This window comes from Rhizobium sp. SU303, assembly GCF_021052345.1.
In the GTDB taxonomy this organism is placed as follows: domain Bacteria; phylum Pseudomonadota; class Alphaproteobacteria; order Rhizobiales; family Rhizobiaceae; genus Rhizobium; species Rhizobium laguerreae.
Map to the genome: position 1 here is coordinate 1,275,602 of NZ_CP088095.1, position 23,694 is coordinate 1,299,295.

Genomic DNA, 23,694 nt, shown 5'->3' on the forward strand with positions numbered 1-23,694 from the left:
AAACGAAAAGGCCCGGCAGTACCGAACTGCCGGGCCTTTTCGTCGCGAGATCGAAGCAATCAGTCGTTGGCGGTAACCTTGACGCCAAGCACTTGCGGCAGGGTGTTCGGAGCGCCCATGGCAGCACCCACGATCGTCGGGAACGGAACCGGCTTTTCAGGAGCGGCCTTGACGGTCAGGCTTTTCGGATCGTCGAGGAAGGTGTTGACGGCAGCCGAAACGGCGTTTTGCAGTTCCGGGATATTGAGCTGCGCCAGCATGATCGGCGTCATCGCCTTCAGCGAATCCGCCATCTGCTTGCCCGACATGTTCTGCTGCGAACCGGCATAATCGAGCGCGCGCTTGGTGATCGAGGCATCTTCGAAGCGCACCTGCGCGGCCTCGAAGGACAGCTGCTGCATCAGGCCAAGCATGGCAAGACCGAGCGCCTGCTGCGATTCTTCCTTGTTCGGGTTGGCTTCGGATTGCTTCATCGCATCCTGCAGCGACTTCACGAAGGGCATCGTGTAGCCCGAGATCTTGAAGCCAAGGTTCAGCTTGCCGATGTTGGTGAAGTCAAAGGCGAATTCCGAAATATCGATCGTGCCGGGAGCCAGTTCCCAGGCGCCCTTCATGGTGATGTCGCCCTGGATGTGCTGCAGGGCCAGCTTCTCGATCGCGTCCTTGCTCTGCGGATCCTCAGACTTGCTGAGATCGGCCTTCATGCTTTTGAAGGCGCCGTCGAAATCGAAGCCGGATTCGTCTTCGCGCAGCGTCAGGTTGACGTCGCTTTCAAGCACCGAGAACAATTCCGCCCCATCCTTGACCACCTTCAGCGGGCCGGTATGGGCAGTTTCGTAGAGCATCATGGTATCGAGCGTGTCGCCGCCCGGCGTTGCCGGGATCGAGATGCCGCCGAGCGTCAGCTCCTGCGCCGTGACCGTGACGCCGTCTTTCGTGGTGTTGATATCAGGGAAGGCGGCCTCTTCGATGTAATAGCCGCCATCCTCGTCTTCTTCGACGCCGGAAAGGGTGACTTCGCCGACGGCCAGGCTTTCGCCGCCGGCCGATTTGACGCTGACATTCTTCAGCGTCGCAGTCGTGCCGTCGATATCGACGCTGTCAGCCGAAATCGTTCCGCCTTGTGCGGCATAGGCGGCATTGAGCTTCTTCAGCAGATCGGCGCCGTCGAGAGCGAAAGCCGAGCCGGCGAGCGAGAGAAAGGCTGCGCTCGACAGCATCAGCCGCGTTGTCCGGTAAAAGTTCATGGGGTGATTCCTCTGGTGGCGTGGTGGCGGTTTGAAATCTGCAGTGACGCTACTACGGATTGGGCCTGCTTTATATTTGCCGACCTCTAAATTTTTGTTTGAGAGGAACGGCAAACGAAGTCCAAATTGCGGCGGCGCGTTTGTCTCATCCTTTGATGTCACTCCCAAGACTTCATCCACAGCTGCAATGGCCCCGATTCCTTGCCCGCGGGCCTCTTCTGAGTTAGAGCCTTTCCTGGTCAGATTGAAGCATTCTGTTGGCTCAAACGGAGTCGGATGGTCGACCGGCCGGCGCGTGTCGTAGCCCAGCTCTACGGCCAAGCCGGCCGGTCGATCAACCGGCCCGTTTCAGCCAACCCGAAGGGCCGGGCATCTTTCCGCCAGGACAGAGGCGATCGGCTCGGACGTACCAAGAGGTATGCCCTTCGCCAATCGCCTCTGCCCTGACGAAAATCTGCTCCGGCAGAATGCTGCAATCTGATCAGGAAAGGCTCTAGTCAGAACCTATGGGACAAGAGATTTTGCCGCCTTCAGGCGGAGACGACGATCACATCCAGCCGGTCGACCTCAAGGCGGCGCTTGAGCAGCGTTACCTTGCCTATGCGTTGTCGACCATCATGCACCGCGCCCTGCCGGACGTGCGCGACGGGCTGAAGCCTGTCCATCGCCGCATCGTCTATGCGATGAACGAGATGGGGCTGAGGCCGAACTCGGCCTTCAGGAAATGCGCCAAGATCGTCGGCGAGGTGATGGGTAACTACCATCCGCACGGCGACCAGTCGATTTACGACGCGCTTGCCCGTCTCGCCCAGGATTTCTCGCAGCGCTACACGCTGGTCAACGGCCAGGGCAATTTCGGCAATATCGACGGCGATAGCCCCGCCGCCATGCGTTACACCGAATCGAAGATGACGGCGGTCTCCGAACTGCTGCTCGAAGGCATCGATCAGGATGCCGTCGATTTCCGCGACACTTACGACGAATCGAATTCCGAGCCGGTCGTCCTTCCCGGCGCCTTCCCGAACCTGCTCGCCAACGGCTCCTCCGGCATCGCCGTCGGCATGGCGACCTCGATCCCGTCGCATAATGCCCACGAGCTTTGCGACGCCGCCCTGCATCTGATCAAACATCCAGATGCGACCGTCGAAAAGCTGGTCGAATTCATTCCCGGCCCGGACTTCCCCACCGGCGGCATCATCATCGACAACCGCGAAAGCATTATCGAGAGCTACCGCACCGGCCGCGGCGGTTTCCGCGTGCGGGCGAAATGGCAGACGGAAGATCTTGGCCGCGGCGGTTACCAGATCGTCATCACCGAAATTCCCTTCCAGGTGCAGAAATCGCGGCTGATCGAGAAGATTGCCGAGCTGCTGATCGCCCGCAAGCTGCCGCTGCTGGAAGATATCCGCGACGAATCGGCCGAAGACATTCGTGTCGTGCTGGTGCCGAAGACCCGCAGCGTCGATCCGACGATCCTGATGGAATCGATGTTCAAGCTAACGGAGCTCGAAAGTCGTTTCCCGCTCAACATGAACGTGCTCTCCATGGGCCGCATCCCGCGGGTCATGGCGCTGAACGAAGTGTTGAAGGAGTGGCTGGACCACCGCCGCGAAGTTCTGCAGCGCCGCTCGCGCTTCCGTCTGGCGGCGATCGATAGGCGTCTCGAAATCCTCAGCGGCCTGCTGGTCGCCTACCTCAACATCGACGAGGTCATCCGCATCATCCGCGAGGAGGACGAGCCGAAACCGGTGATGATGGCGCGCTGGGATCTCACCGACAATCAGGTCGAGGCGATCCTCAATATGCGGTTGCGCGCCCTGCGCAAGCTGGAAGAGTTCGAGATCCGTAAGGAATTCGCTGAACTCACCAAGGAAAAGGGCGAGATCGAGGCGTTGCTTTCCTCCGACGACAAGCAGTGGCAGACGGTCGCCTGGGAAATCGGCGAAGTGAAGAAGAAATTCGCCAAGGCGACCGAGGTCGGCCGCCGCCGCACTCAGTTTGCCGACGCGCCCGAGACCGACGAGGAAGCAATCCAGCAGGCGATGATCGAGAAGGAACCGATCACCGTCGTCATTTCCGAAAAGGGCTGGATCCGCGCATTGAAGGGCCATATCGCCGACACGGCGACGCTGACCTTCAAGGAAGGCGACGGCTTGAAGATCGCTTTCCCGGCGCAGACCACGGACAAGATCCTGATCGTCACGACAGGCGGCAAGGCCTTCACGCTCGGCGGCGACAAGCTGCCGGGCGGTCGCGGTCACGGCGAGCCGCTGCGCATCATCGTCGATATGGACAACGACCAGGCGGTGCTGACCGCTTTCGTCCATGATCCCTCGCGCAAGCAGCTGATCGTCTCGACCGCCGGCAACGGCTTCGTCGTTCCGGAGGCCGAGCTGGTTGCCAATACCCGCAAGGGCAAGCAGATCATGAATGTCGGGCTGCCCGAGGAAACGCAGCTGCTCGTGCCCGTCAGCGGCGACCATGTCGCCGTCGTCGGCGAAAACCGCAAGTTGCTGGTCTTCCCGCTGGCGCAGGTGCCGGAAATGTCGCGCGGCAAGGGCGTACGCTTGCAGCGTTACAAGGATGGTGGCATTTCCGACGTCCGCTGCTTCGCGATATCAGACGGCCTCGTCTGGGAAGATAGCGCCGGCCGCACGTTCACGAAGAACAAGGACGAGCTCGCCGAATGGCTGGCCGATCGCGCCACCGCCGGCCGCACCGTGCCGAAGGGCTTCCCGCGCAGCGGCAAATTCGCCGGCTGAGGCCTAAAAATTCCGCGCCCGACTCTTGGCGGGCGCGACAATTCCTCTATCTCACTCCTGTTACCAAAAATACGAACAGGCCAGCTCCGAAGGCGGACGGAATGGCCGAGGCCCGTGCGCTTGGGGAAAGTGCGCGCGCCCTTAACGGAGGAAAATCGATGCCCGCCAGCACCATCAAATTGCATGTCAGCCACACCTACAAAGTGCCGCCCGCCGTCGTCTACGACGCCTGGCTCAACCCCGAAATCGCCCGCCGCTTCCTGTTTGCGACCGATGACGGTCATGTCATCCGTGCCGATATCGATCCGCGTGTCGGCGGCCGTTTCTTCGTCGTCGACCGCCGCCCGACCGGCGACGCCTTTCATCAGGGCGTTTACCTGGAATTGAAGCGTCCGCAGCGCATGGTCTTCAGCTTCTCCGTCGAGGAGCACGATCACAATTGCGACCGCGTCGAGATCAACATTGAGCCTCTTGGCGGCGGCAGCCGTTTGACGCTGACCCATGAAATGTGCGCCGAATGGGCCGAACACGAGGAAAAGACCCGGCAAGGCTGGGCGCATGTGGTCGAAGGTCTTGGCAGGGAATTAGAGCAGCAGCAGTTCAAGGCTACGGGCTGAGGGGTATGCTGAAATCCCGCAGGAAGCGGGTTGCACCTTCTTCGTCGATCTCGCCGGCGGCTACGTCGAGCACAAATGCAATGACCTGCGCGTTATCGGCATTGATGACGTAGCGGTTGATGTAGAGAAACGTAAACGCCGCGAGATAACCGGTACGTTTGTTTCCATCCACGAATGGGTGGTTTCTAGCAATGGCGTAGAGATAGGCTGCAGCGAATATGAAGATATCGGTTTCGCCGTATGCAGCCTTGTCGAGCGGGCGTGCCAAACTGGTTTCCAATGCATTGGCATCCCGCAGGCCAGACAGACCGCCATGCTCGGCGATCTGCTCATCATGCATATTTTCAATCGCCTGGCGGCTTAGCCATTTAAGCCGTATCATTTCGCGAGTTCGCGGAGCGCCACCCGATATTTTTCCATGCCGATGCGGGCTGCCCGCATTTGCTCGGCAAGATCGGCCGATTCTGGTACGAGCTGAATATTACCCTCGATCTCTCGCAGTTCGAGGCTGTCGCCGCTGCTCAGGCCCAACCGCTGCAGCACCTCTTTGGGGATGATAACACCCTCGGAATTTCCGATCTTGCGGATTGTGACGTTCATCATTTTGTCCTCTGTAATAACGAAGTTATAACATGAGGCCGTGCAGGCGACAACGCCCTATCCTGCCATTTGCCTGATGCTTTTCCTCCGCACCATCCAGACGGAATGCGCTGCGATCGCCGTCACCAGGATGCCGCCGCCGACCAGCGTCATCGGCGCCGGCGTTTCCGCAAAGATCAGCCAGACCCAGATCGGCGCAAGCACGGTTTCGAGCAGGTAGAACATGCCGACCTCCGGCGCCGAGAGGTAACGCGGCCCGGTCGCCAGACACCAGAAGGCAAGCGGCATCATCACCGCGCCGTTAAAGAGGATCCAGGCCGGATGCTCGATCGAAAAACCGCCTGCCGGCATGACCGAGATCAGGCCGACCGCTGCCGGCAGCACCGTCGAAAGCAGCGAGACGAAGCCCATCTCCCGGCGGGATGCGCGGCTGATGGTGATGGCGACGGCAATGATGAAGGCGGTAAGCAGCGCCATGATATCGCCGAAGAGATGGCCGCCTGAAAGCCCGTCCCGCACGATCAGGCCGACGCCGAAGATCATCGCGGCCATGGCGATCAGCGTTGCCAGCGCCGGCCGCTCCTTGAGGAAAATCCAGGAAAGAAGCGCGGCGAACATCGGATTGAAGGCGACGATGAAAACAACATTGGCCGTAGACGTGTTAAAAACGGCGAGAAGGAAGATCACCGTCGTCAGTCCGTAGAGCAGACCGGTGACGACGCCCGGCCAGCCCGGCACCAGCAGTGGCCATCGGCCGTTGGCGATCCTGAGCACTGTGGCGACCAGGAGCGTCACGCCAAGGGTGGCGATGCTTCTTGCGGCAAGAATCGACCAGAGCTCGCCGTGGGCGAGCCGCATGAGCGGGATATCCACGGATAGCGCCAGCCCGCCGATCGCCGTCAGCAGCAGGCCCTTCCGATGATCGGAAAGAGCGTTGGGGAACATTCAGTCGTGGGTGCTCTCGGGCATGGACGAGGGATCGAAGCGTTCCCACCCGCGCGGGGTCAGATGCTCCTGCGGCTGGAAGCGCGTCTTGTAGTCCATTTTCCGCGACCCTTGAACCCAGTAGCCGAGGTAGACATGCGGCAGTCCCAACGCTTTGGTGCGCCTGACATGATCGAGAATCATGAAGGTGCCGAGCGAACGCCGCTCAAGCGCCGGATTGAAATAGGAATAAACCATCGACAGCCCATCGCTCATCGTGTCGGTCAGCGCAGCGCCAAGCAGTTCGCCTTTCGGGCGCTGCTCCAGTCCTGAGCCTTCCTCACGCAGGCGATATTCGATGATTCTTGTATTCACATGCGTATCTTCCACCATGATTGCATAGTCGAGCACGGTCATGTCGGACATGCCGCCCTGCTGGTGGCGAAAATCGAGATAGCGTCGGAAGAGCGAATATTGCTCGCTGGAAGGCTGGGCTGCGAATTCGGTGGCGATGACGTCGGAATTGGCGCCAAGCACCCGCTTCATCGATTTCGTCGGCTCGAATTCCTGGGCGAGAATTCTCACGGAAACGCAGGCGCGACAGGATTCACAGGCCGGGCGATAGGCGATGTTCTGCGAGCGGCGGAAACCGCCCTGCGTCAGGATGTCGTTCATCTCGGCGGCGCGCGGGCCGACCAGATGGGTGAATACCTTGCGCTCCATCTCATGCGGCAGGTACGGACACGCAGCCGGAGCCGTCAGATAAAACTGCGGTGATGGCGTCGTCTGCGTATTCATTTGTCGCGGAAATTTCCTTGTCGAGACCGTGCCGTTTCCTGACAGCATGACCTAAGAATAAAAAACGTCAACAGCGGGGCGCGTTTCGCCCTTCATATCAGTCTTCTAATTTTAGATATGGAGCGCTGGGGCGTGCCGGCAAAGGGAAGGCGGAGACTTTATTTGGTCTCCGCCCGGGTTCGCAGTTAGGGTCTCAGGCCGTGCGCACCGTCGCCGTGCCCACAAGCAGGTCGTGAACGAGACGGCTGCGTTCGATGAACAGGCCGGCAAGCAGAATGAGCGGCGTCAGCACCGAGTTGAGGATCCAGAACAGAGCCAGATGCACGATCGCTGTCATGAAATCCATCGGCCGTCCGTCGACGCGCACGATTGCGATCCCCATGGCCCGCATACCGAGCGAGGCCTGGCTCGGCCCGCCCACCGTCAGGCCAAAGTAAATGCCGGCGACGATGACGAAGAGGGCAGGGTAGAGAAAGAAGCCGAGCCCCAGCGTGACGATCGACAGGAAGAACAGCACGATCGCCGCGGGAATGCAGAGCAGCGCCACGATGACGTAGTCGAGGATGAAGGCGAAGACCCGGCGGCTCAACACGCCGCTATAGGCGCGCCAGTCCTCCGGTGCGGCATAAAGCGGATTGGGGTTGTAGCTCATCTCAATCTCCTGCGGAAAAACGATGCCGCTGATATGGTATCGGCAGGGCAAAATGCAATAATCTGCCCCAAATGCGGATGGTTTTAGGCCGGAACCATCCGCATCTAAATCAAAGAAATGGAGCATGATGTCGTCCGAAAACCGCGGACACTTTTCGGCATCATGCACTACAGCGCCGCGCGTCTTTTGAGATGCGCAAAGGACGCTGTAGCACTTTGAATCGCTGCATAATTTAATCCTTAAATCGATTCCGATTTAAGGAATTATGCAGTCACCGCTTTGCAAGAATTTTCGCCACTTCGACCGCGAAATAGGTGAGGACACCGTCGCATCCCGCCCGCTTGAACGACAGCAGCGTTTCGAGCATCGCCCGCTCGCCGTCGATCCAGCCGTTCATCGCCGCCGCCTTGATCTGCGTATATTCGCCGGACACCTGGTAGGCGAAGGTCGGCAGGCCAAAGGCTTCCTTCATCCGCCAGCAGATGTCGAGATAGGGCAGGCCGGGCTTGACCATCAGCATGTCGGCGCCTTCCTCGACGTCGAGGGCCGCGTCGCGGATTGCCTCAGTGCCGTTGGCGGGGTCGATATAATAGGTCTTCTTGTCGCCTTTCAGCAGCCCGCCCGTCGAGATCGCCTCGCGATAGGGACCGTAGAAGGCAGAGGCAAATTTCGTCGCATAGCTCATGATGCCGACGCTCTGGTGGCCGGCCGCATCGAGCGCCATGCGGATCGCGCCGATGCGTCCGTCCATCATCTCCGACGGCGCGATGATGTCGGCGCCGGCATCCGCCTGCATCACGGCGGCGCGCGCCACCTGGTCGACCGTTTCGTCGTTGACGATCTCGCCGCCTCTGAGAATGCCGTCATGGCCGTGGCTGGTGAAGGGATCGAGCGCGACGTCGGTGATGATGCCGATATTTGGCACCGCCTTCTTGATCGCCGCCGTCGCCTGATTGATCAGGTTATTGGCTTCGAGGCTGTTCGAGCCGGTCTCGTCGCGCAGCTCCATCTCTATATTCGGAAAGGTGGCAAGCGCCGGAATGCCGAGGCCGGCCGCTTCCCGCGCGGCTTCGACGGCCTTGTCGATGCTCATCCGGTTGACGCCGGGCATGGCAGCGATCGGATCGACGATGCCGGAACCCGGCACGATGAAGATCGGCCAGATCAGGTCGTCGACGGTCAGCCGGTTCTCCTGCACCAGCCGGCGCGTCCAATCCGCCTTGCGGTTGCGCCGCATGCGGCGATGGCCGGTGATGTCGTCGACGAGATGAGTCCTATCCTGCATGATATCTGTCCCTGGCCCATTCCATTTATCGGAGCGCTCATTATCATGGCGCCTGGAAAATCCAAACCGGACGATTGGCCGCGGCGGAAGAACCTCTGGCGCATGATGCCGATAATCGGAATCGATTTTTCGGGGGTATGCGCAAACTCAAAGTGATAAAGCGTTCTCCAGCGCGTCTTGTCAGACACGCGGCGTTCTTTATGAAGATGCAACCCCAAACCGATGTCTGCGCTATGGAAACCGAATCCCCGACGATACCGAAACGCACACTGGCGGATATCCTCTTCATTCTCTTCCTGAGGCTGGTTGCCTTATCCTGCTTCTGGTTCGGCCTGCAATATTGGGCGATGCTCGTCGGCTATTCGCTGGTCGGCGCCGGCCGCTTCGATCTTTTGAGCCTGCCATGGAAGGTGGCGAGCACCAGCCTTGCCGTGCTCTTCCCCGTCGCCTCCCTCGGCCTCTGGCTCACCGTCTCCTGGGGGCCGGTCATCTGGGTGCTGGCCGCCGGCGGACAAATCCTCATGTATGGCCTGCTGCCGGATATTTTCGGCCCCAACCAGCTGATCATCCTGCTGCATGTCATCGTCGCGGTGGTCTACTTGATTTTCCGCCTGCTGCTCTGGCTGGAAAAGCGCCGGCATCGCCGCCAGGTAAGTGTTGATTTACCCTGAGACAACGTGGAGTTACCGGTAAGGCTCCGTTAAGCCTGCGGTTTAAGTCGAATTTTATATGTATTCGATAGGGTCTCACTCAAGGCGGGAAGAAAACACACCGCTAAACAAACAGTGAGGCAGTCAATATGAACACGAAAATCAAGCCGCAGGCGGTATCGACCTTCCGTGACCAGCAGGACCACGACATCCGTGATCTTTACATGGAATCCCTTCATCTCGTTGAACGTCTGCACCGTCGTCTTCTCGACGTCATCAAGGACGAATTCGACCGCCAGGGTCGCAGCGACGTCAACGCCATCCAGGCGCTGCTCCTTTTCAACATCGGCAATTCCGAGCTGACCGCCGGCGAGCTGCGCTCGCGTGGCTACTATCTCGGCTCCAACGTCTCCTACAACGTCAAGAAGCTGGTCGATCTCGGCTTCATCAACCACCAGCGCTCGCGCATCGACCGCCGCTCGGTCCGCATCAGCCTGACCGAAACCGGCCAGGACATCGCCGAAACGGTGGCCAAGCTCTACGAACGCCACATCGCCTCGATCGACAAGGTCGGCGGCATCGGCACCGACGAGTTCACCCAGATGAACAAGCTGCTCCAGCGCCTGGATCGCTTCTGGAACGACCAAATCCTTTACCGTCTCTAAGGCGTTACTTGGTTGTTTCAATATCGATATTAGAATGCTCTAACTGGCGCGTAGATGCGTAAAGGGGCACTAGATGGCACAAGGTGGCGCTCGTTTGCGCGCCACTTGCGCGCCAGTAAATCCGACCTCCAATCGGCACCTTGAGCGCATAGCGGCTTTCCCTCCGCGATGCGCTTTCTGCTATGTGTGCCAGCCACGCTCCAGCTCCCGCTGCGAGCTTGGACATATGAAAGAAGTCATTGCCGATCTGATCAGAACCGAAATTTCTTTGGTGAAGGGTGTCAAGGCGGCAAGCCTTGGTGTGGCTGCTGTTGGGTTAGCAGCGATCTCGGGAATCATAAGCGTTCTGGGCGACGTAACACCTGCTACTCTTCTCGCGAGGACACTCGACGACATGTACCCGGCGCTGCGGGATGGTATAATCAACGCGATAGCGACTTATATCATCGCGTCCATGGTTGACCGGGAGCGCGAACATCTCGGCGCAAGCGAAACCGTCTCTGCCTGCTTGCGCCCCCGTAAGGGTGGAGCGGGTGGGGCGCGAAGCGCCGGGTGCGGATAACTTCTTCTGCAAGTTGAAAGGCAATTCCAAAACCGCTAGTTGGTTGGTGTCGCTGGGAGAAATGCAATGGCACCGCCGAAAGTTAAGCAGCCGGTTTGTTTCGTCGTAAGTCCTATTGGGGAGAACGGTAGTCCGGAACGCATTCACGCCGACTGGTTGCTCGAAGGTATAATCAGGCCCGTCTTTGCGGCACACTATTCGGACTACAAGATCATCCGTGCAGACAAGATGCCGGCGCCTGGACTGATTGACATTCAGATCATCGAACAGTTGCTTGATGCCGAATTGGTCATCGCGGACATCACGACCCTGAACCCTAACGTATTCTACGAGATTGGTGTCCGCCACGTTGTCAACAAGGCCATTATCCATATGTGCCGTGTCGGCGACCCGATACCTTTTGACATAAAGCTTTTCCGCCACATCACATTCTCAGTGGCGACACCGCAGGCGCTCGAAGCGGCAAAAGTTGCTCTGAAGGAGTCTTTGGAGGCGACGTTCGCGGACGACTTCAAGGTTGACAACCCTGTCACGCGCACACGCGGTATGGTGAAGTTTGAAGAGAGTGCAACACCGGGTGAGAAGGTTCTGCAGGACCAGATGGCGAGCTTCAATGCCCGTCTAGCGTTGCTAGAACGAGCAGATAATCCTATTTCTGTAGCTGAAGCTCTGATGCGTCCGGCTTTCAAAGCCGCAAGACGGTTTGAACCTCATCGTCGACCTGCACTTCGCATCGCGCAGGACGAAATCGGGATAATGGTTATCGCGAAACTCCAATCCAGTCGCCAGCTCTATGAAGATGGACAACGGATTATGCGGACGTATTTCGATTCCTATGCAGCAGCGGAAGAGGATGAAGGCAGCATCCTTTACACGGTGGCTTACAGCGAGGCTAACCTCAAAGCGGCCAACGACGTAGCAAAGCAACTTGATGATATGGAATATCGGGTAGAGATCTATTCGGCTAGGCGTGTTGAATAAGGTCCGTGAACGAAAAAGCCCCATCGCTGGGGCTTAGTTCAGGTCATACAGTAGCACGGGCATATGGGTCCGGAGGCGGTGGCAATCTCCTGATAGAGGTGGCACTCGTCGACTGAGTCCATTTTCATCACAAACGCAATCGCGCCTTTTTGGTCGGTGATCAGCCATCGCGGCCCGTTCTCTAGCACGACTTGCATCATATCTTCCAGCTGACCCTTGGCACGGGCGACATGCCGTAGAGATTGCCTTGCCGATCGATGTAAGCGTCGAAAAGCGGGGGATGGGCCTCATTGGACATATTTAGAGTTCAATAAACATGATGATGCTCCATAAAAAAGGCCCCGCACATTCGCGTGCAGGGCCAGCGAACCGCCGATCGCCGGGAGGATGCGGGACGGGATTGGTCGGGCATTTTTACATGCGGCCCGGCGCATGAGAGCCTGTCGACCCATTGCCGTAATGGCCCTTGGTCGGCGTGGTAGTGAAAGGTTTTCAGGCATCCTGGAAGAACGGGACGGTTTACGTCAGCCCCGCAAGAGGAGATGAAGGATCACCTCGCTTTCAAATAACCACGTCAAAGGCTTTCCAGCCGATGCAGCGGCATTCTGCCAATTCACATTTTTCGCAAGGACGTTTGAAGTCCTTGGCGCGGTTCGCCGTCATACGCGGCGGAATCTCAAACTGTTCCTCGATATCCTCCTGAAGATGGTTTGGTTTAAAGGCCGCCATGATGTTGCTCCTGCTGGATGCGGCTGAATCACGGTTGGGGGAATCCGTCAAAGTATACTTGAGGGTGCAGAAGGGCGCGTCGGGGTATAGCGGCGCATAGGCTGCGGAAGCCTCAAGAATCGGCCATGGTGGCAGGACGCTGGGGGAGAAAGATTATGCGAACTGTCTTGTTGGTGCTGTCGCTGGCTCTGAACGTCTGGATGGGGGGCGCATTAGCCAGGCTGGAAAACTACCACTACGCGTCGCAGCTGGGGATGTGCGCCGAATACCTCGGGCCTGACCTGAGCCAGCAAATCAAGCGGGATACCTGCTTGGGAGGGAAGGAGACGCGCACCAATCCACTGTGGCATATATACTACGCCTTGAAAGACTAAAGAGAAACGGGAGCTTTCGGCTTGAAACTTCTTGGTCACGATAGTAGATCGTGGCTTCCAGCTTCATTGGCAGTAATGGGTGCGACTCCCTGCGCGTTCCTAGTGTCTTTTCTCATAATGACATGCCTACTCGGGTGTGCCACTAAACTTATTGGAGACAAAGATATGAAAACTAACAAAATAAACTACGAGACTAACGGATCAGCAAAAACTACTGGACTTGTGACCCGACTAAAACATGTTATCGGCCTTGCTTTGATGACAGCATTCTCAATCGGCACTAGTTGGACGAGCAGTTTCGTCCCCTCTCTGCATCGGCCAACAGCCGTATAGAAACCCGCTTCGGCGGGTTTTTTATTGCCGATCGTTTCCCGTTCTAGGCTCTGGATTGCTTGAGATGTGGTCGTTGACCGCCGAGTGTACCGCGTACATGGCAAAATCTTTTCCGTAGTCCGTCAGCGTATAAACCTTTGTGTGCCCGTTCTTCGATGCATGTCGGGAGACCTCTAGCAGTTTGTGGGCGGCTAACTCTGCTGACAGACCTTCGACCGCGGTATAACCGTCTTGCATCTGCGGGTAATGCTCGGCCAGTCGCTGTTGGATCTCCCAGCTTTCTGCGCCGCGCGAGAGAAGGTTGTTGAGGTTCAGGAATACCTCCAGCAAGTCTGGAATATCGTCCTCGACGTCAAAGCCATCTATGAACGAGCCAACTGCCGTCATTTGCATCTGGCTAATGCGATATTTTACATCGACTGGAATCGTCAGTTCAGTAGAGGCGTTCAGTTTATCGATTTGAGCCTGAAGCTGCCTCTTTTCTTCTGACAGGGTAGCCAGCTCATTCAAGACATTCGAGCTTGGAACGGAATCTGACCGGACCCAACCCACGCGCGGCTTAAGCTGGATGAGTTCGGTTAGCGACAACACAACGGCGCCCGATAGGTCCCCGGCCGATGTCCAGAAGCTCACCATCTTCGTTTGACAAAGCTTTCTGAATGTCTCGACCTTCTCAGCCTTTGAATGCTCAACCTTATGGTTCGGCCATGAGCGACGTGCTTCTCCCTTCAGCAGGAACGCCGCAACGGGGACTCCTTGCCCCACCGCATATTCGTATTCCATCTGGGTGTAACTTTTGCCGTCTTTCTCGGCCCCATACCGTTCGGCCACTATGACGACGTAGTAATCGGCCTTGTCAATGCGGCGCTTGATATTCGTCCATTGGTCTTCATCGCTGGCATTGAAAGCTTCCATCCCTACGGGAATGTGCCCCATAGCAAGGATTGCAGCGATAACCGCCCGCCGCTCATCCTGAAGGTCTTCAAAGGTTGAGCTGACGAATATCTGATACTTCACATCCATGGTGGTTTTCCAATCGAGCCGCACTAAACCTAAGTATATCCTGCGCCAGACACTGGGTATAACTTTTAGTTGCCGAAATCCACAACCTGATTCAGCTTGAAGAGTCGGCGGCGCCTGTGCGCTGTCGACCTGCGATTTAGTCGGAAAGCATGGGCGCAAAATAAGTGAAAGCACAGGGATGACGAGCCACGCCGGTACAGCGTTGATGTACTAAAAATCACTTTAGACGAAATTGAATGCAAATCCACGAAGTGGTCTCAGGGTGTTGGAAATGGAGCCACACTCTGAAAGGTAGCTACGCTGTCATTACGCGGCAACGGCTGAGATTGTCGCCGCTAGGGAAAAGGTCGAATAGCCCTCGATCCCATCAGAAAAGGGAGGCGAATGACGGGTAAACGTCATAAAGGCGCTATCTTCCCAATTCGGCCTGAAATACATCCGGATTCAACTGGTTGTATCAAATACAGGCCATCCAAAACGTCGGGAAAACGTGAACAAACGTTAAACGTTAACAGGTCGGCTGGCGCTCAGCCCTTTACGGCATCAAAAGTTTGTGGTCTATGCGTAGCAGTAGCAGGCGGCTTTTCTTTTTTTATGGAGAAGTGCGCCGATGAACGACAAAGACCTCCTGACAATCGAATATGGCAAACTGAAAGCCTCCGCTGTTGGCAGGTTTCCCATCGCCGTTCTTTTCTGCATCCTTGTGGCGATCGGCGGAGCTAGCTATTTCGGTGGGACGCAGGTGGTCGATTGGCTCCATGGGCCAAAGGCGACCGCCTCCATTGAAAAATAGATCCCCGCAAGAGTGGGGATTGTGATTGAGCGGTCGTGAGGAGCAACGGCCAGAGGGGGCGCGTCCCGCTCGTTCATCATCCCCATTGCTTCCAGGGTTGCAGAAAATCGGACGTGTCCCTGCACGTCCGATTTGCCGTTTGCTCTCGCGTGGCATCTTTGCAACGCAGGGCGGGCCAAGCGTTCTCGCGTGTTTTCAAGCCGTTTTTTAGCCGTTATTAACCGGCACGCTTTACCCCGTCATATGGTTCGTTGCGTCCTGTTTCCGGCAGTCGGCAAGTCCGTCTTCGGGCCTGGCAACACGAATTGGCCATATTGGTGTGGCAGCGGAAGGCTTAACAACCGGCGCTTTCAATGGACCGATCAGGAATGCTCAGGCTGTCACATCGCAATCTTGTGATGGGGCAAGCGGAATTTTTTGATGCGCCGGGACAACGAATGGACTGGGATCTGCGTTAAAGCGCAGTGATATCGCAAAGAGCCGCGGCATCTCTTTATCGCCGCAGTCAGTGGTTGGGACTATGTCGAAGAAAAACGGAATTGAAGCTCTCTCGCGCCGCGCTTTCCTTGCGTCCGCGGCAACGGTTGGCGCCAGCGCGATTGCCGCGCCGGCATTCGCGCAATCGGCGCTCGATACGCTGATCAATGCGCCGCGCCGCGGAAACTGGGACGACCAATTTGACGCCAAGGCGGCGTCGCGCACGGCGACCGCCATGGTTTCCAACACGCCGATCCTCGGGCCCCAATCGGTCGCAAGCGCCCAGCAGGCGATCATGCAGTATCAGCAGATCGCCGCAGCCGGCGGCTGGCCTGAGGTCAATCCCGGTGATCAGCGTCTGCAGCTCGGCGTAAGCTCTCCCGCCGTCCAGGCGCTGCGCCAGCGTCTCGCGATCACCGGCGATCTGCCGCGCGAGGCCGGCCTGTCCAACGCCTTCGATTCCTATGTCGACGGCGCCGTCAAGCGCTTCCAGGCGCGCCACGGCCTGCCAGCCGATGGCGTTCTCGGCGAATTCACGCTGAAGGCGATGAACATCCCCGCCGATGTCCGCCTGCAGCAGCTGAACACCAATGTCGTCCGTCTGCAGACCTTCCCTGAAGACTTGGGCCGCCGTCACCTGATGGTCAACATCCCGGCCGCCTATGTGGAGGCTGTTGAAGACGGCAGCGTCGCGACGCGCCACACAGCGGTTGTCGGCCGTCTCAGCCGCCCGACGCATCTCGTCAATTCGAAGATCTACGAGGTCATCCTCAATCCTTACTGGACGGCACCACGCTCGATCGTCGAGAAGGACATCATGCCGCTGATGCGCAAGGATCCGACCTATCTCGAAAAGAATGCCATCCGTCTGCTCGACGGCAAGGGCAATGAAGTCGCCCCCGAGACCATCGACTGGAACGGCGAGGCGCCCAACCTGATGTTCCGTCAGGACCCCGGCAAGACCAACGCCATGGCGTCGACGAAGATCAACTTCTACAACAAGAACGGCGAGTACATGCACGACACGCCGCAGCAGGGCCTGTTCAACAAGCTGATGCGCTTCGAGTCGTCGGGCTGCGTCCGCGTTCAGAACGTGCGCGACCTGACGAACTGGCTGCTGCGCGAAACGCCCGGCTGGAACCGCCAGCAGATGGAGCAAGTGATCGCAACCGGCGTCAACACACCGATCAAACTCGCCGCGGAAGTTCCGGTCTATTTCGTCTATATCTCTGCCTGGGGCATGCCCGACGGCATCGTCCAGTTCCGCGACGACATCTATCAGATGGACGGCAATGCGGAGCTGGCGCTCGACACCACAGCTGGCATGGAACAGCCGGTCCAGTAAGCGGCGACCTCTGCATCGCAATTTGAAAACCGCGCTTTTTCGGGCGCGGTTTTTTTATGTCGGAGAAGCGGTTCTTGAGATGGCCGCCAAAGATCGGCACGGAGCGACCGCAAAAGAGCGTGAGCGCGCGCTTTGCTCAGCAAATGTCGTTCTTCGTATTGCTCTCGCCACGGCGGAAGGCTAATACCTCAGCGCATTCCAGTTGAGGAGCCCGCCCATGACCAATGCTTCCACCGAATCCTTCTTCAATCGCTCGCTTGCGGACGTCGATCCGGACATTTTCGGCGCGATCGGAAAGGAACTCGGTCGCCAACGGCACGAGATCGAACTGATCGCTTCTGAGAACATCGTCTCCCGCGCCGTGCTGGAAGCCCAGGGCTCCATCATGACCAACAAATATGCCGAGGGTTATCCCGGCAAGCGTTATTACGGCGGCTGCCAGTTCGTCGATATCGCCGAGGAACTGGCGATCGAGCGCGCCAAGAAGCTGTTCGGCGTCAATTTCGCCAACGTCCAGCCGAATTCCGGTTCGCAGATGAACCAGGCCGTGTTCCTGGCGCTGCTGCAGCCCGGCGATACCTTCATGGGGCTCGACCTGAACTCCGGCGGCCACCTCACGCATGGTTCGCCGGTCAACATGTCCGGCAAGTGGTTCAACGTCGTCTCCTACGGCGTGCGCGAAGGCGACAACCTGCTCGACATGGATGAAGTCGCCCGCAAGGCCGAGGAAACCAAGCCGAAGCTCATCATCGCCGGCGGCACTGCCTATTCTCGTATCTGGGACTGGAAGCGCTTCCGCGAGATCGCCGACAGCGTCGGCGCCTATCTGATGGTCGACATGGCCCACATCGCCGGCCTTGTCGCCGGTGGCGTTCATCCGTCGCCGTTCCCGCATTGCCATGTCGCGACGACGACGACCCACAAGTCGTTGCGCGGCCCGCGCGGCGGCGTCATCCTCACCAATGACGAGGATCTGGCGAAGAAGTTCAATTCGGCTGTCTTCCCCGGTCTGCAGGGCGGCCCGCTGATGCACATCATCGCCGCCAAGGCTGTGGCCTTCGGCGAGGCGCTGCAGCCGGAATTCAAGGATTATGCCGCCCAGGTGGTCAAGAACGCCAAGGCGCTTGCCGAAACGCTGATATCGGGCGGCCTCGACGTCGTCTCCGGCGGTACCGACAACCACCTGATGCTGGTCGACCTGCGCAAGAAGAATGCCACCGGCAAGCGCGCCGAGGCAGCCCTCGGCCGCGCCTATGTCACCTGCAACAAGAACGGCATCCCCTTCGATCCGGAAAAGCCCTTCGTTACCTCGGGTGTGCGCCTCGGCGCTCCGGCCGGCACGACCCGCGGCTTCAAGGAAGCGGAATTCCGCGAGATCGGCAATCTGATCGTCGAGGTTCTCGACGGCCTGAAGGTCGCCAATTCCGATGAAGGCAACGCCGCCGTCGAAGCCGCCGTGCGCGGCAAGGTGGTCAGCCTCACCGACCGCTTCCCCATGTACGGCTACATGGGATAAGGAGTAGGGATGCGCTGCCCCTATTGCGGTTCGGAAGATACCCAGGTCAAGGATTCGCGCCCGGCGGAGGACAACACGTCCATCCGCCGGCGGCGCATCTGCCCGGATTGCGGCGGCCGCTTCACCACGTTTGAGCGTGTGCAGCTGCGCGAGCTGATGGTCATCAAGAAGACCGGCCGCAAGGTGCCCTTCGACCGCGACAAGCTGGTGCGCTCCTTCGAAGTGGCGCTGCGCAAGCGCCCGGTCGAGCGCGACCGCATCGAACGCGCCGTCTCGGGCATCGTCCGGCGTCTTGAAAGCTCCGGCGAGACAGAAATCTCCTCCGAACAGATCGGCCTGCAGGTGCTGGAAGCCATGAAGAGCCTCGATGATGTCGGCTTCGTGCGCTACGCCTCGGTCTATCGGGATTTCTCGCTTGCCGAGGATTTCGAGAAGGTCATTTCCGAAATCAACGCCAAGATCGCTCGCGACCCGCTGGACAGGTGAGCCATGAGCATCACGCTGCATGACGAACGTTTCATGGCGGCGGCGATCCGCCTGTCGCGCTGGCATCTCGGCCGCACCGCCACCAACCCCTCCGTCGGCTGCCTGATCGTCAGGGATGGCGTCATCGTCGGCCGTGCGGTAACGGCGCTCAGTGGCCGCCCGCATGCCGAGACGCAGGCGCTCGCCGAAGCCGGCGCGCTCGCCCGTGGCGCCACCGCCTATGTGACACTCGAACCCTGCTCGCATCACGGCAAGACGCCGCCCTGCGCCGAAGCACTGATCGCCTATGGCGTCGCCCGCGTCGTCATCAGCGTCACCGATCCGGATCCGCGGGTCTCGGGCCGCGGTATCGCCATGCTGCGCGAAGCCGGCATAGAGGTGGCTACCGGCGTGCTGGAGGCGGAGGGCCGGCACTCGATTGCCGCCTACCTCACCCGCCAGACGAAGAACCGGCCCTATGTGACTCTCAAGCTTGCCGTTTCCGCCGATGGCATGATCGGCCGCGAGGGAGCAGGGCAGGTGGCGATAACAGGCGCGGAGGCCCGCGCCCAGGTGCAGGCGCTGCGCGCCGAAACCGATGCGATCCTGGTCGGCATCGGCACCGCGATTACGGATGATCCGCTGCTGACGGTACGGACGCCAGGTCTTGAATCGCAATCGCCGATCCGCATCGTGCTCGATCCGTCTCTCGCATTGCCGCTGACCAGCAAGCTCGTCGAGACGGCGCGGGAAGTGCCGGTCATCGTGGTGGCGAGCGAGGAAGTATGGCCGTTGTCATCGAATGCGGAGGGATTACCCCCCTCTACCCTGCCGGGCATCTCCCCCACAGGGGGGGAGATCGGCAAGAGGCGCGATCCGAATTCCCCAGTTTCCGATGGTGATGGTTTCGCCTTGAGGCAAGACGTAGGGCAAGGGGCTAACCCCGATCCGATCTCCCCCCTTGTGGGGGAGATGCCCGGCAGGGCAGAGGGGGGTGCCTCACCCGCTGACATGGACTCCCGCCGCGCAGCCCTCGAAGCCGCCGGCGTCGAGGTGCTCTACTGCAATCCCTATCATCCGGAAGTCCTGTTGCCGGCACTGGCGACGCGCGGTATTTCCTCGCTCCTGGTCGAGGGCGGTGCAAAGACGGCGCGGCTTTTCCTCGAGGCTGGCCTCGTCGACCGCATCCAGCTTTATCAGGCGCCTGTTGTGATCGGCGAGGGCGGTATTGAATCCCCGCTTGATGCAACCGACATACCATCGGGTTTTTCCCATGCGGGCACGCTGATGTTCGGCGAAGATCGCCTGGACGAATACGAAAGAGGGCTTTGATGTTCACCGGAATAGTCACCGATATCGGTACGATCGAATCCGTTTCGCCGCTGAAGGAGGGCATCAAGCTCCGCGTTGCGACGAGTTACGACCCGGCAACCATAGATATGGGCGCATCCATCTCTCACTCCGGCATCTGCCTCACCGTCACCGGCCTGCCGCAGGAAGGCAGCAACGGTCGCTGGTTCGAGGTCGAGGCCTGGGAGGAGGCGCTGCGGCTGACGACGATCGGCGCCTGGCAGGAAGGCAGCCGCATCAATCTCGAACGGTCGCTGAAGATCGGTGATGAACTCGGCGGCCACATCGTTTCCGGCCATGTCGACGGCAAGGCGGAAATCCTATCGGTGACAGCAGAAGGCGATGCCACGCGCTACCGCTTGCGCGCGCCCGAACATCTGGCGAAATTCGTCGCCCCCAAGGGTTCGATCGCACTCGACGGCACCTCGCTAACGGTCAATGCGGTCGACGGCACGGATTTCGACGTGCTGCTCATCCGCCACACGCTCGAGGTCACCACCTGGGGCGATCGCAAGGCCGGCGATTTCGTCAATTTCGAAGTCGACACTATGGCGCGGTATGCCGCCCGGCTGGCCGAATTTCCGAGCACCTGAATCAAAAACCTGTAACGGTTTCCAGGGTGACACCACGACAGGCATGCTGGCGCGGAACATCATCAGGCGCTCGTCGACGCATCCAACTGCACGTCTGCGATGCGGCGACGGCCCGATAGCTCACCAATCCGGGGACAGCTTCGTCAGATACTGGCCGTAGGCGCTCTTGCCGAGCTTCTCCGCGAGCTTGGCGAGGTCGTTCTGCGAGATGTAACCCATGCGCCAGGCGACTTCTTCGGGGCAGGCGATCTTGAAGCCCTGGCGTTTCTCCAGCGTGCTGACAAAACCTGCGGCATCGAGCAGGCTGTCCGGTGTGCCAGTGTCGAGCCAGGCATAGCCGCGGCCCATCAGCTCCACGAAAAGCTGGCCGCGCTCGAGATAGGTGCGGTTGACATCGGTGATTTCCAATTCACCGCGCGGTGATGGCTTCAGGTTGGCGGCGATATCGACCACCTGCTGGTCGTAGAAATAGAGGCCGGTCACCGCCCAGTTCGATTTCGGCTTCTTCGGCTTCTCCTCGATCGACAGCGCATTCATCTTTTTGTCAAAGCCGACAACGCCATAGCGTTCCGGATCGGTGACGTGATAGGCGAACACCGTCGCGCCTTCCTCACGACTCGTGCCGGATTTCATGATTTCCGGCAGTCCGTGCCCGTAGAAGATGTTGTCGCCGAGAACGAGTGCCGAGCTTTCGCCGTGCAGGAAGTCGGCGCCGATGATGAAGGCCTGGGCGAGGCCGTCCGGGCTCGGCTGTACGGCATAGGTCAGCGAAATTCCCCATTGCGAGCCGTCGCCGAGAAGGCGCTTGAAGGCTTCGACGTCGTGAGGCGTGGTGATGATCAGAAAATCCCTGATGCCGGCGAGCATCAGCGTCGTCAGCGGATAGTAGATCATCGGCTTGTCGTAGACCGGCATCAACTGTTTCGAGACGGCCTGCGTGATCGGATGCAGACGCGTGCCCGTGCCGCCGGCGAGAATAATCCCCTTCATGCCCATCTCCCTAAAGACCTTTATTCAAAAGGTCCTGCATGACAATCTTCATCGACTGCTTCCACTCCGGCAGCCGGATTCCATATGTTCCGGCGAGCTTGTCGCCGTTGAGACGTGAATTGGCGGGACGCTTCGCCGGTGTCGGATAGTCCGCCGTCGGGATGCGCTCGACGCCGACGTTTCTGCCGCCGGATTTAGAAAGCTCCGTGAATATCTCTTCGGCGAAGTCCGCCCAGCTTGCCTCGCCGCTGCCAGTCAGGTGAAAGGTGCCGCGCAGCGATGGCGCAGGGTCCGCTACGATACGGGATGCGATCGCAAGAATCGCGTCGGCGATGTCGAGTGCCGAGGTCGGGCATCCTGTCTGATCGGCGACAACGCGAAGATGATCGCGCGTCTCGGAAAGCCGCAGCATCGTTTTCAGGAAGTTGGCGCCAAAGGGCGAATAGACCCAGGCGGTGCGCAAGATGACGTGGTTCGGGTTCGCCGCCGCGACGGCCTTCTCGCCCGCGAGCTTCGAACGCCCGTAGACGGAGATCGGCGCGGTCGCATCCTCTTCGGAATACGCGGAGGCCTTGTCGCCGCTGAAGACGTAGTCGGTCGAAATGTGGATGATCGGAGCCCCGATCCGCACGGCAGCCTCGGCAACCGCCCCGGCGCCTGCCGCGTTGACGGAAAAAGCAAGCTCGGGTTCGCTCTCGGCCTTGTCGACCGCCGTATAGGCAGCCGCCGAGACGATCACATCCGGGCGCAGAGCCGAGAAGGCGGCTGCGATGCTTGCAGGATCCGCAAGGTCCATTTCCGGGCGCCCGACCGCGCTGATTTCGACGCCCGTTTCGGCACCCCGTCTGAGCAGCGACTGAACGACCTGGCCCTGTTTGCCGGTGACGGCAATATGCATCGCTTATCGTCCCTTGAAAACGCCGAGGCGTTCGCCGGAGTAGACGTTTTCGCGCAGCGGCCTCCACCACCATTCGTTTTCCAAGTACCAGTGCACGGTCTTCTCGATGCCGGTTTCGAAGGTCTCTTGCGCCTTCCAGCCGAGTTCGCTTTCGAGTTTGGAGGCATCGATCGCATAGCGTGCGTCGTGTCCGGGGCGGTCCGTGACATTGGTGATCAGACGCGCATGCGGTCCCTTGTCTTCGTAGACGCCGTCGAGAATAGCGCAGATACGATGAACGACATCGATGTTCCTGCGCTCGTTGCGGCCGCCGACGTTGTATTTCTCGCCGAGCCGGCCCCGGGAGGCGATCGTGAAGAGCGCGCGGGCGTGGTCTTCGACATAGAGCCAGTCGCGGACATTTGCGCCATTGCCGTAAACCGGAAGCGGCTTGCCCTCCAGCGCGTTCAGGATCATCAGTGGAATGAGCTTTTCCGGGAAATGGAACGGGCCGTAGTTGTTGGAGCAATTGGAGACGACGACGGGCAGACCGTAGGTGCGGTGCCAGGCGATCGCCAGATGGTCGCTCGCGGCCTTGGAGGCGGAATAGGGCGAGGACGGATCGTAAGGCGTCGTCTCCTCGAAGAGGCCCTCGTCGCCGAGTGAGCCGTAGACCTCGTCCGTCGAGACATGCAGAAAGCGGAAGGCGCTTTTGCGGCGAGCGTCAAGCCCATCCCAATAGTGCCGTGCGGCATCCAGCAGGCTGAATGTGCCGACGATGTTGGTCTGGATGAAATCGTCCGCGCCCGAGATCGAGCGGTCGACATGGCTCTCTGCTGCGAGATGCATGACGATATCAGGGCGGAAGGACGCGAATGCTTCCTGCATCCTGGCGCGGTCGCAGATGTCGGCCTGCAGGAATTGATAGTTCGGCGCCGATTCGACGGATTTCAGCGATGCCAGATTGCCGGCATAGGTCAGCGCGTCGACATTCAGCACCTCGGCGCCGATATCGCTGACGAGATGGCGCACCAATGCCGATCCGATGAAGCCCGCTCCGCCCGTGACCAGTATGCGCATCGTGGA

General features: G+C 59.3%; 25 protein-coding genes. 13 read left to right on the top strand and 12 right to left on the bottom strand.

The window, feature by feature from the left end:
* Window positions 1-59 precede the first annotated feature (59 nt).
* Complete coding sequence (locus RlegSU303_RS06415; RefSeq protein WP_131622354.1) at window positions 60-1,247, bottom strand: hypothetical protein; 1,188 nt, start codon at window positions 1,245-1,247, stop codon at window positions 60-62.
* Between the two features lie 506 nt (window positions 1,248-1,753).
* On the opposite strand from RlegSU303_RS06415, the gene parC reads away from it, so the two are divergent.
* Entirely contained in the window at window positions 1,754-4,009 is a 2,256-nt protein-coding gene (parC, locus tag RlegSU303_RS06420; RefSeq protein WP_207155831.1) for a DNA topoisomerase IV subunit A, read from the top strand.
* A 158-nt stretch (window positions 4,010-4,167) separates the two neighbouring features.
* Window positions 4,168-4,626 (top strand): SRPBCC family protein, encoded by a 459-nt coding sequence (locus tag RlegSU303_RS06425; protein WP_231283582.1) that lies wholly within the window; start codon window positions 4,168-4,170, stop codon window positions 4,624-4,626.
* Here the strand turns inward: RlegSU303_RS06425 and RlegSU303_RS06430 are convergent.
* From RlegSU303_RS06430 to hemB, 6 genes are all read right to left on the bottom strand, one after another.
* On the bottom strand, window positions 4,616-5,008 hold the full coding sequence (locus RlegSU303_RS06430) for a type II toxin-antitoxin system death-on-curing family toxin (protein ID WP_231283583.1): 393 nt from the start codon (window positions 5,006-5,008) through the stop codon (window positions 4,616-4,618). The two genes, RlegSU303_RS06425 and RlegSU303_RS06430, sit on opposite strands and share 11 nt — an antisense overlap.
* Window positions 5,005-5,226, bottom strand: coding sequence for an AbrB/MazE/SpoVT family DNA-binding domain-containing protein (locus tag RlegSU303_RS06435; protein ID WP_018070513.1), 222 nt, complete (start codon window positions 5,224-5,226; stop codon window positions 5,005-5,007). The genes RlegSU303_RS06430 and RlegSU303_RS06435 overlap by 4 nt, the downstream gene beginning before the upstream one ends.
* Before the next feature lie 57 nt (window positions 5,227-5,283).
* A complete protein-coding gene (locus tag RlegSU303_RS06440; protein ID WP_231283584.1) occupies window positions 5,284-6,171 on the bottom strand; it encodes a DMT family transporter in 888 nt (295 codons plus the stop codon).
* On the bottom strand, window positions 6,172-6,948 hold the full coding sequence (locus RlegSU303_RS06445; RefSeq protein WP_231283585.1) for an arginyltransferase: 777 nt from the start codon (window positions 6,946-6,948) through the stop codon (window positions 6,172-6,174).
* A 193-nt stretch (window positions 6,949-7,141) separates the two neighbouring features.
* Entirely contained in the window at window positions 7,142-7,600 is a 459-nt protein-coding gene (locus RlegSU303_RS06450) for an RDD family protein (protein ID WP_003547150.1), read from the bottom strand.
* 271 nt (window positions 7,601-7,871) lie between these two features.
* The gene (gene hemB, locus RlegSU303_RS06455) at window positions 7,872-8,885 is read right to left on the bottom strand and encodes a porphobilinogen synthase (RefSeq protein WP_221981211.1); all 1,014 of its coding nucleotides are present in this window, start codon (window positions 8,883-8,885) and stop codon (window positions 7,872-7,874) included.
* 233 nt (window positions 8,886-9,118) lie between these two features.
* Between hemB and RlegSU303_RS06460 the strand changes: the two genes are divergently transcribed.
* The 4 genes from RlegSU303_RS06460 (at window position 9,119) to RlegSU303_RS06475 (ending at window position 11,743) form a co-directional block, all read left to right on the top strand.
* A complete protein-coding gene (locus RlegSU303_RS06460) occupies window positions 9,119-9,556 on the top strand; it encodes a DUF6163 family protein (protein WP_025394019.1) in 438 nt (145 codons plus the stop codon).
* A 128-nt stretch (window positions 9,557-9,684) separates the two neighbouring features.
* A complete protein-coding gene (gene ldtR, locus RlegSU303_RS06465; RefSeq protein WP_003547156.1) occupies window positions 9,685-10,200 on the top strand; it encodes a transcriptional regulator LdtR in 516 nt (171 codons plus the stop codon).
* A 226-nt stretch (window positions 10,201-10,426) separates the two neighbouring features.
* Window positions 10,427-10,762, top strand: a complete 336-nt coding sequence (locus RlegSU303_RS06470; RefSeq protein ID WP_231283586.1) for a hypothetical protein — start codon at window positions 10,427-10,429, stop codon at window positions 10,760-10,762.
* Window positions 10,763-10,828: 66 nt separating this feature from the next.
* Window positions 10,829-11,743, top strand: coding sequence for a hypothetical protein (locus RlegSU303_RS06475; RefSeq protein ID WP_231283587.1), 915 nt, complete (start codon window positions 10,829-10,831; stop codon window positions 11,741-11,743).
* Between the two features lie 561 nt (window positions 11,744-12,304).
* Here RlegSU303_RS06475 and RlegSU303_RS06480 read toward each other — a convergent pair.
* Window positions 12,305-12,472: a hypothetical protein gene (locus RlegSU303_RS06480; protein WP_231283588.1), complete on the bottom strand. Its 168-nt coding sequence runs from the start codon at window positions 12,470-12,472 to the stop codon at window positions 12,305-12,307.
* Between the two features lie 155 nt (window positions 12,473-12,627).
* On the opposite strand from RlegSU303_RS06480, the gene RlegSU303_RS06485 reads away from it, so the two are divergent.
* Window positions 12,628-12,846: a hypothetical protein gene (locus RlegSU303_RS06485; RefSeq protein ID WP_231283589.1), complete on the top strand. Its 219-nt coding sequence runs from the start codon at window positions 12,628-12,630 to the stop codon at window positions 12,844-12,846.
* A gap of 354 nt (window positions 12,847-13,200) precedes the next feature.
* On the opposite strand, the gene RlegSU303_RS06490 is transcribed toward RlegSU303_RS06485, so the two are convergent.
* Window positions 13,201-14,202 carry a DUF4062 domain-containing protein gene (locus RlegSU303_RS06490; protein ID WP_231283590.1) on the bottom strand — a complete coding sequence of 334 codons (1,002 nt, stop codon included), beginning with the start codon at window positions 14,200-14,202 and terminating at the stop codon, window positions 13,201-13,203.
* Between the two features lie 610 nt (window positions 14,203-14,812).
* Here RlegSU303_RS06490 and RlegSU303_RS06495 point away from each other — a divergent pair.
* From RlegSU303_RS06495 to RlegSU303_RS06520, 6 genes are all read left to right on the top strand, one after another.
* Window positions 14,813-14,995, top strand: a complete 183-nt coding sequence (locus tag RlegSU303_RS06495; RefSeq protein WP_222060376.1) for a hypothetical protein — start codon at window positions 14,813-14,815, stop codon at window positions 14,993-14,995.
* 520 nt (window positions 14,996-15,515) lie between these two features.
* The gene (locus RlegSU303_RS06500) at window positions 15,516-16,817 is read left to right on the top strand and encodes a L,D-transpeptidase family protein (protein ID WP_222269552.1); all 1,302 of its coding nucleotides are present in this window, start codon (window positions 15,516-15,518) and stop codon (window positions 16,815-16,817) included.
* A gap of 217 nt (window positions 16,818-17,034) precedes the next feature.
* Window positions 17,035-18,333, top strand: a complete 1,299-nt coding sequence (gene glyA / locus RlegSU303_RS06505) for a serine hydroxymethyltransferase (protein ID WP_011651299.1) — start codon at window positions 17,035-17,037, stop codon at window positions 18,331-18,333.
* Between the two features lie 9 nt (window positions 18,334-18,342).
* Window positions 18,343-18,819: a transcriptional regulator NrdR gene (gene nrdR / locus RlegSU303_RS06510; RefSeq protein WP_003547190.1), complete on the top strand. Its 477-nt coding sequence runs from the start codon at window positions 18,343-18,345 to the stop codon at window positions 18,817-18,819.
* A 3-nt stretch (window positions 18,820-18,822) separates the two neighbouring features.
* Window positions 18,823-20,130, top strand: a complete 1,308-nt coding sequence (ribD, locus tag RlegSU303_RS06515) for a bifunctional diaminohydroxyphosphoribosylaminopyrimidine deaminase/5-amino-6-(5-phosphoribosylamino)uracil reductase RibD (RefSeq protein WP_231283591.1) — start codon at window positions 18,823-18,825, stop codon at window positions 20,128-20,130.
* A complete protein-coding gene (locus tag RlegSU303_RS06520) occupies window positions 20,130-20,741 on the top strand; it encodes a riboflavin synthase (protein ID WP_026158618.1) in 612 nt (203 codons plus the stop codon). Before ribD ends, RlegSU303_RS06520 begins: the two co-directional genes overlap by 1 nt.
* Before the next feature lie 120 nt (window positions 20,742-20,861).
* Here the strand turns inward: RlegSU303_RS06520 and rfbA are convergent, their stop codons facing one another.
* From rfbA to rfbB, 3 genes are read right to left on the bottom strand one after another with little or no spacing between them, the layout of a single operon-like run.
* Window positions 20,862-21,731 (bottom strand): glucose-1-phosphate thymidylyltransferase RfbA, encoded by an 870-nt coding sequence (gene rfbA / locus RlegSU303_RS06525; protein WP_026158619.1) that lies wholly within the window; start codon window positions 21,729-21,731, stop codon window positions 20,862-20,864.
* Window positions 21,732-21,741: 10 nt separating this feature from the next.
* Window positions 21,742-22,629 (bottom strand): dTDP-4-dehydrorhamnose reductase, encoded by an 888-nt coding sequence (rfbD, locus tag RlegSU303_RS06530; RefSeq protein ID WP_017959869.1) that lies wholly within the window; start codon window positions 22,627-22,629, stop codon window positions 21,742-21,744.
* A gap of 3 nt (window positions 22,630-22,632) precedes the next feature.
* Window positions 22,633-23,688 carry a dTDP-glucose 4,6-dehydratase gene (rfbB, locus tag RlegSU303_RS06535; protein ID WP_131708379.1) on the bottom strand — a complete coding sequence of 352 codons (1,056 nt, stop codon included), beginning with the start codon at window positions 23,686-23,688 and terminating at the stop codon, window positions 22,633-22,635.
* Between the last annotated feature and the right edge of the window lie 6 nt (window positions 23,689-23,694).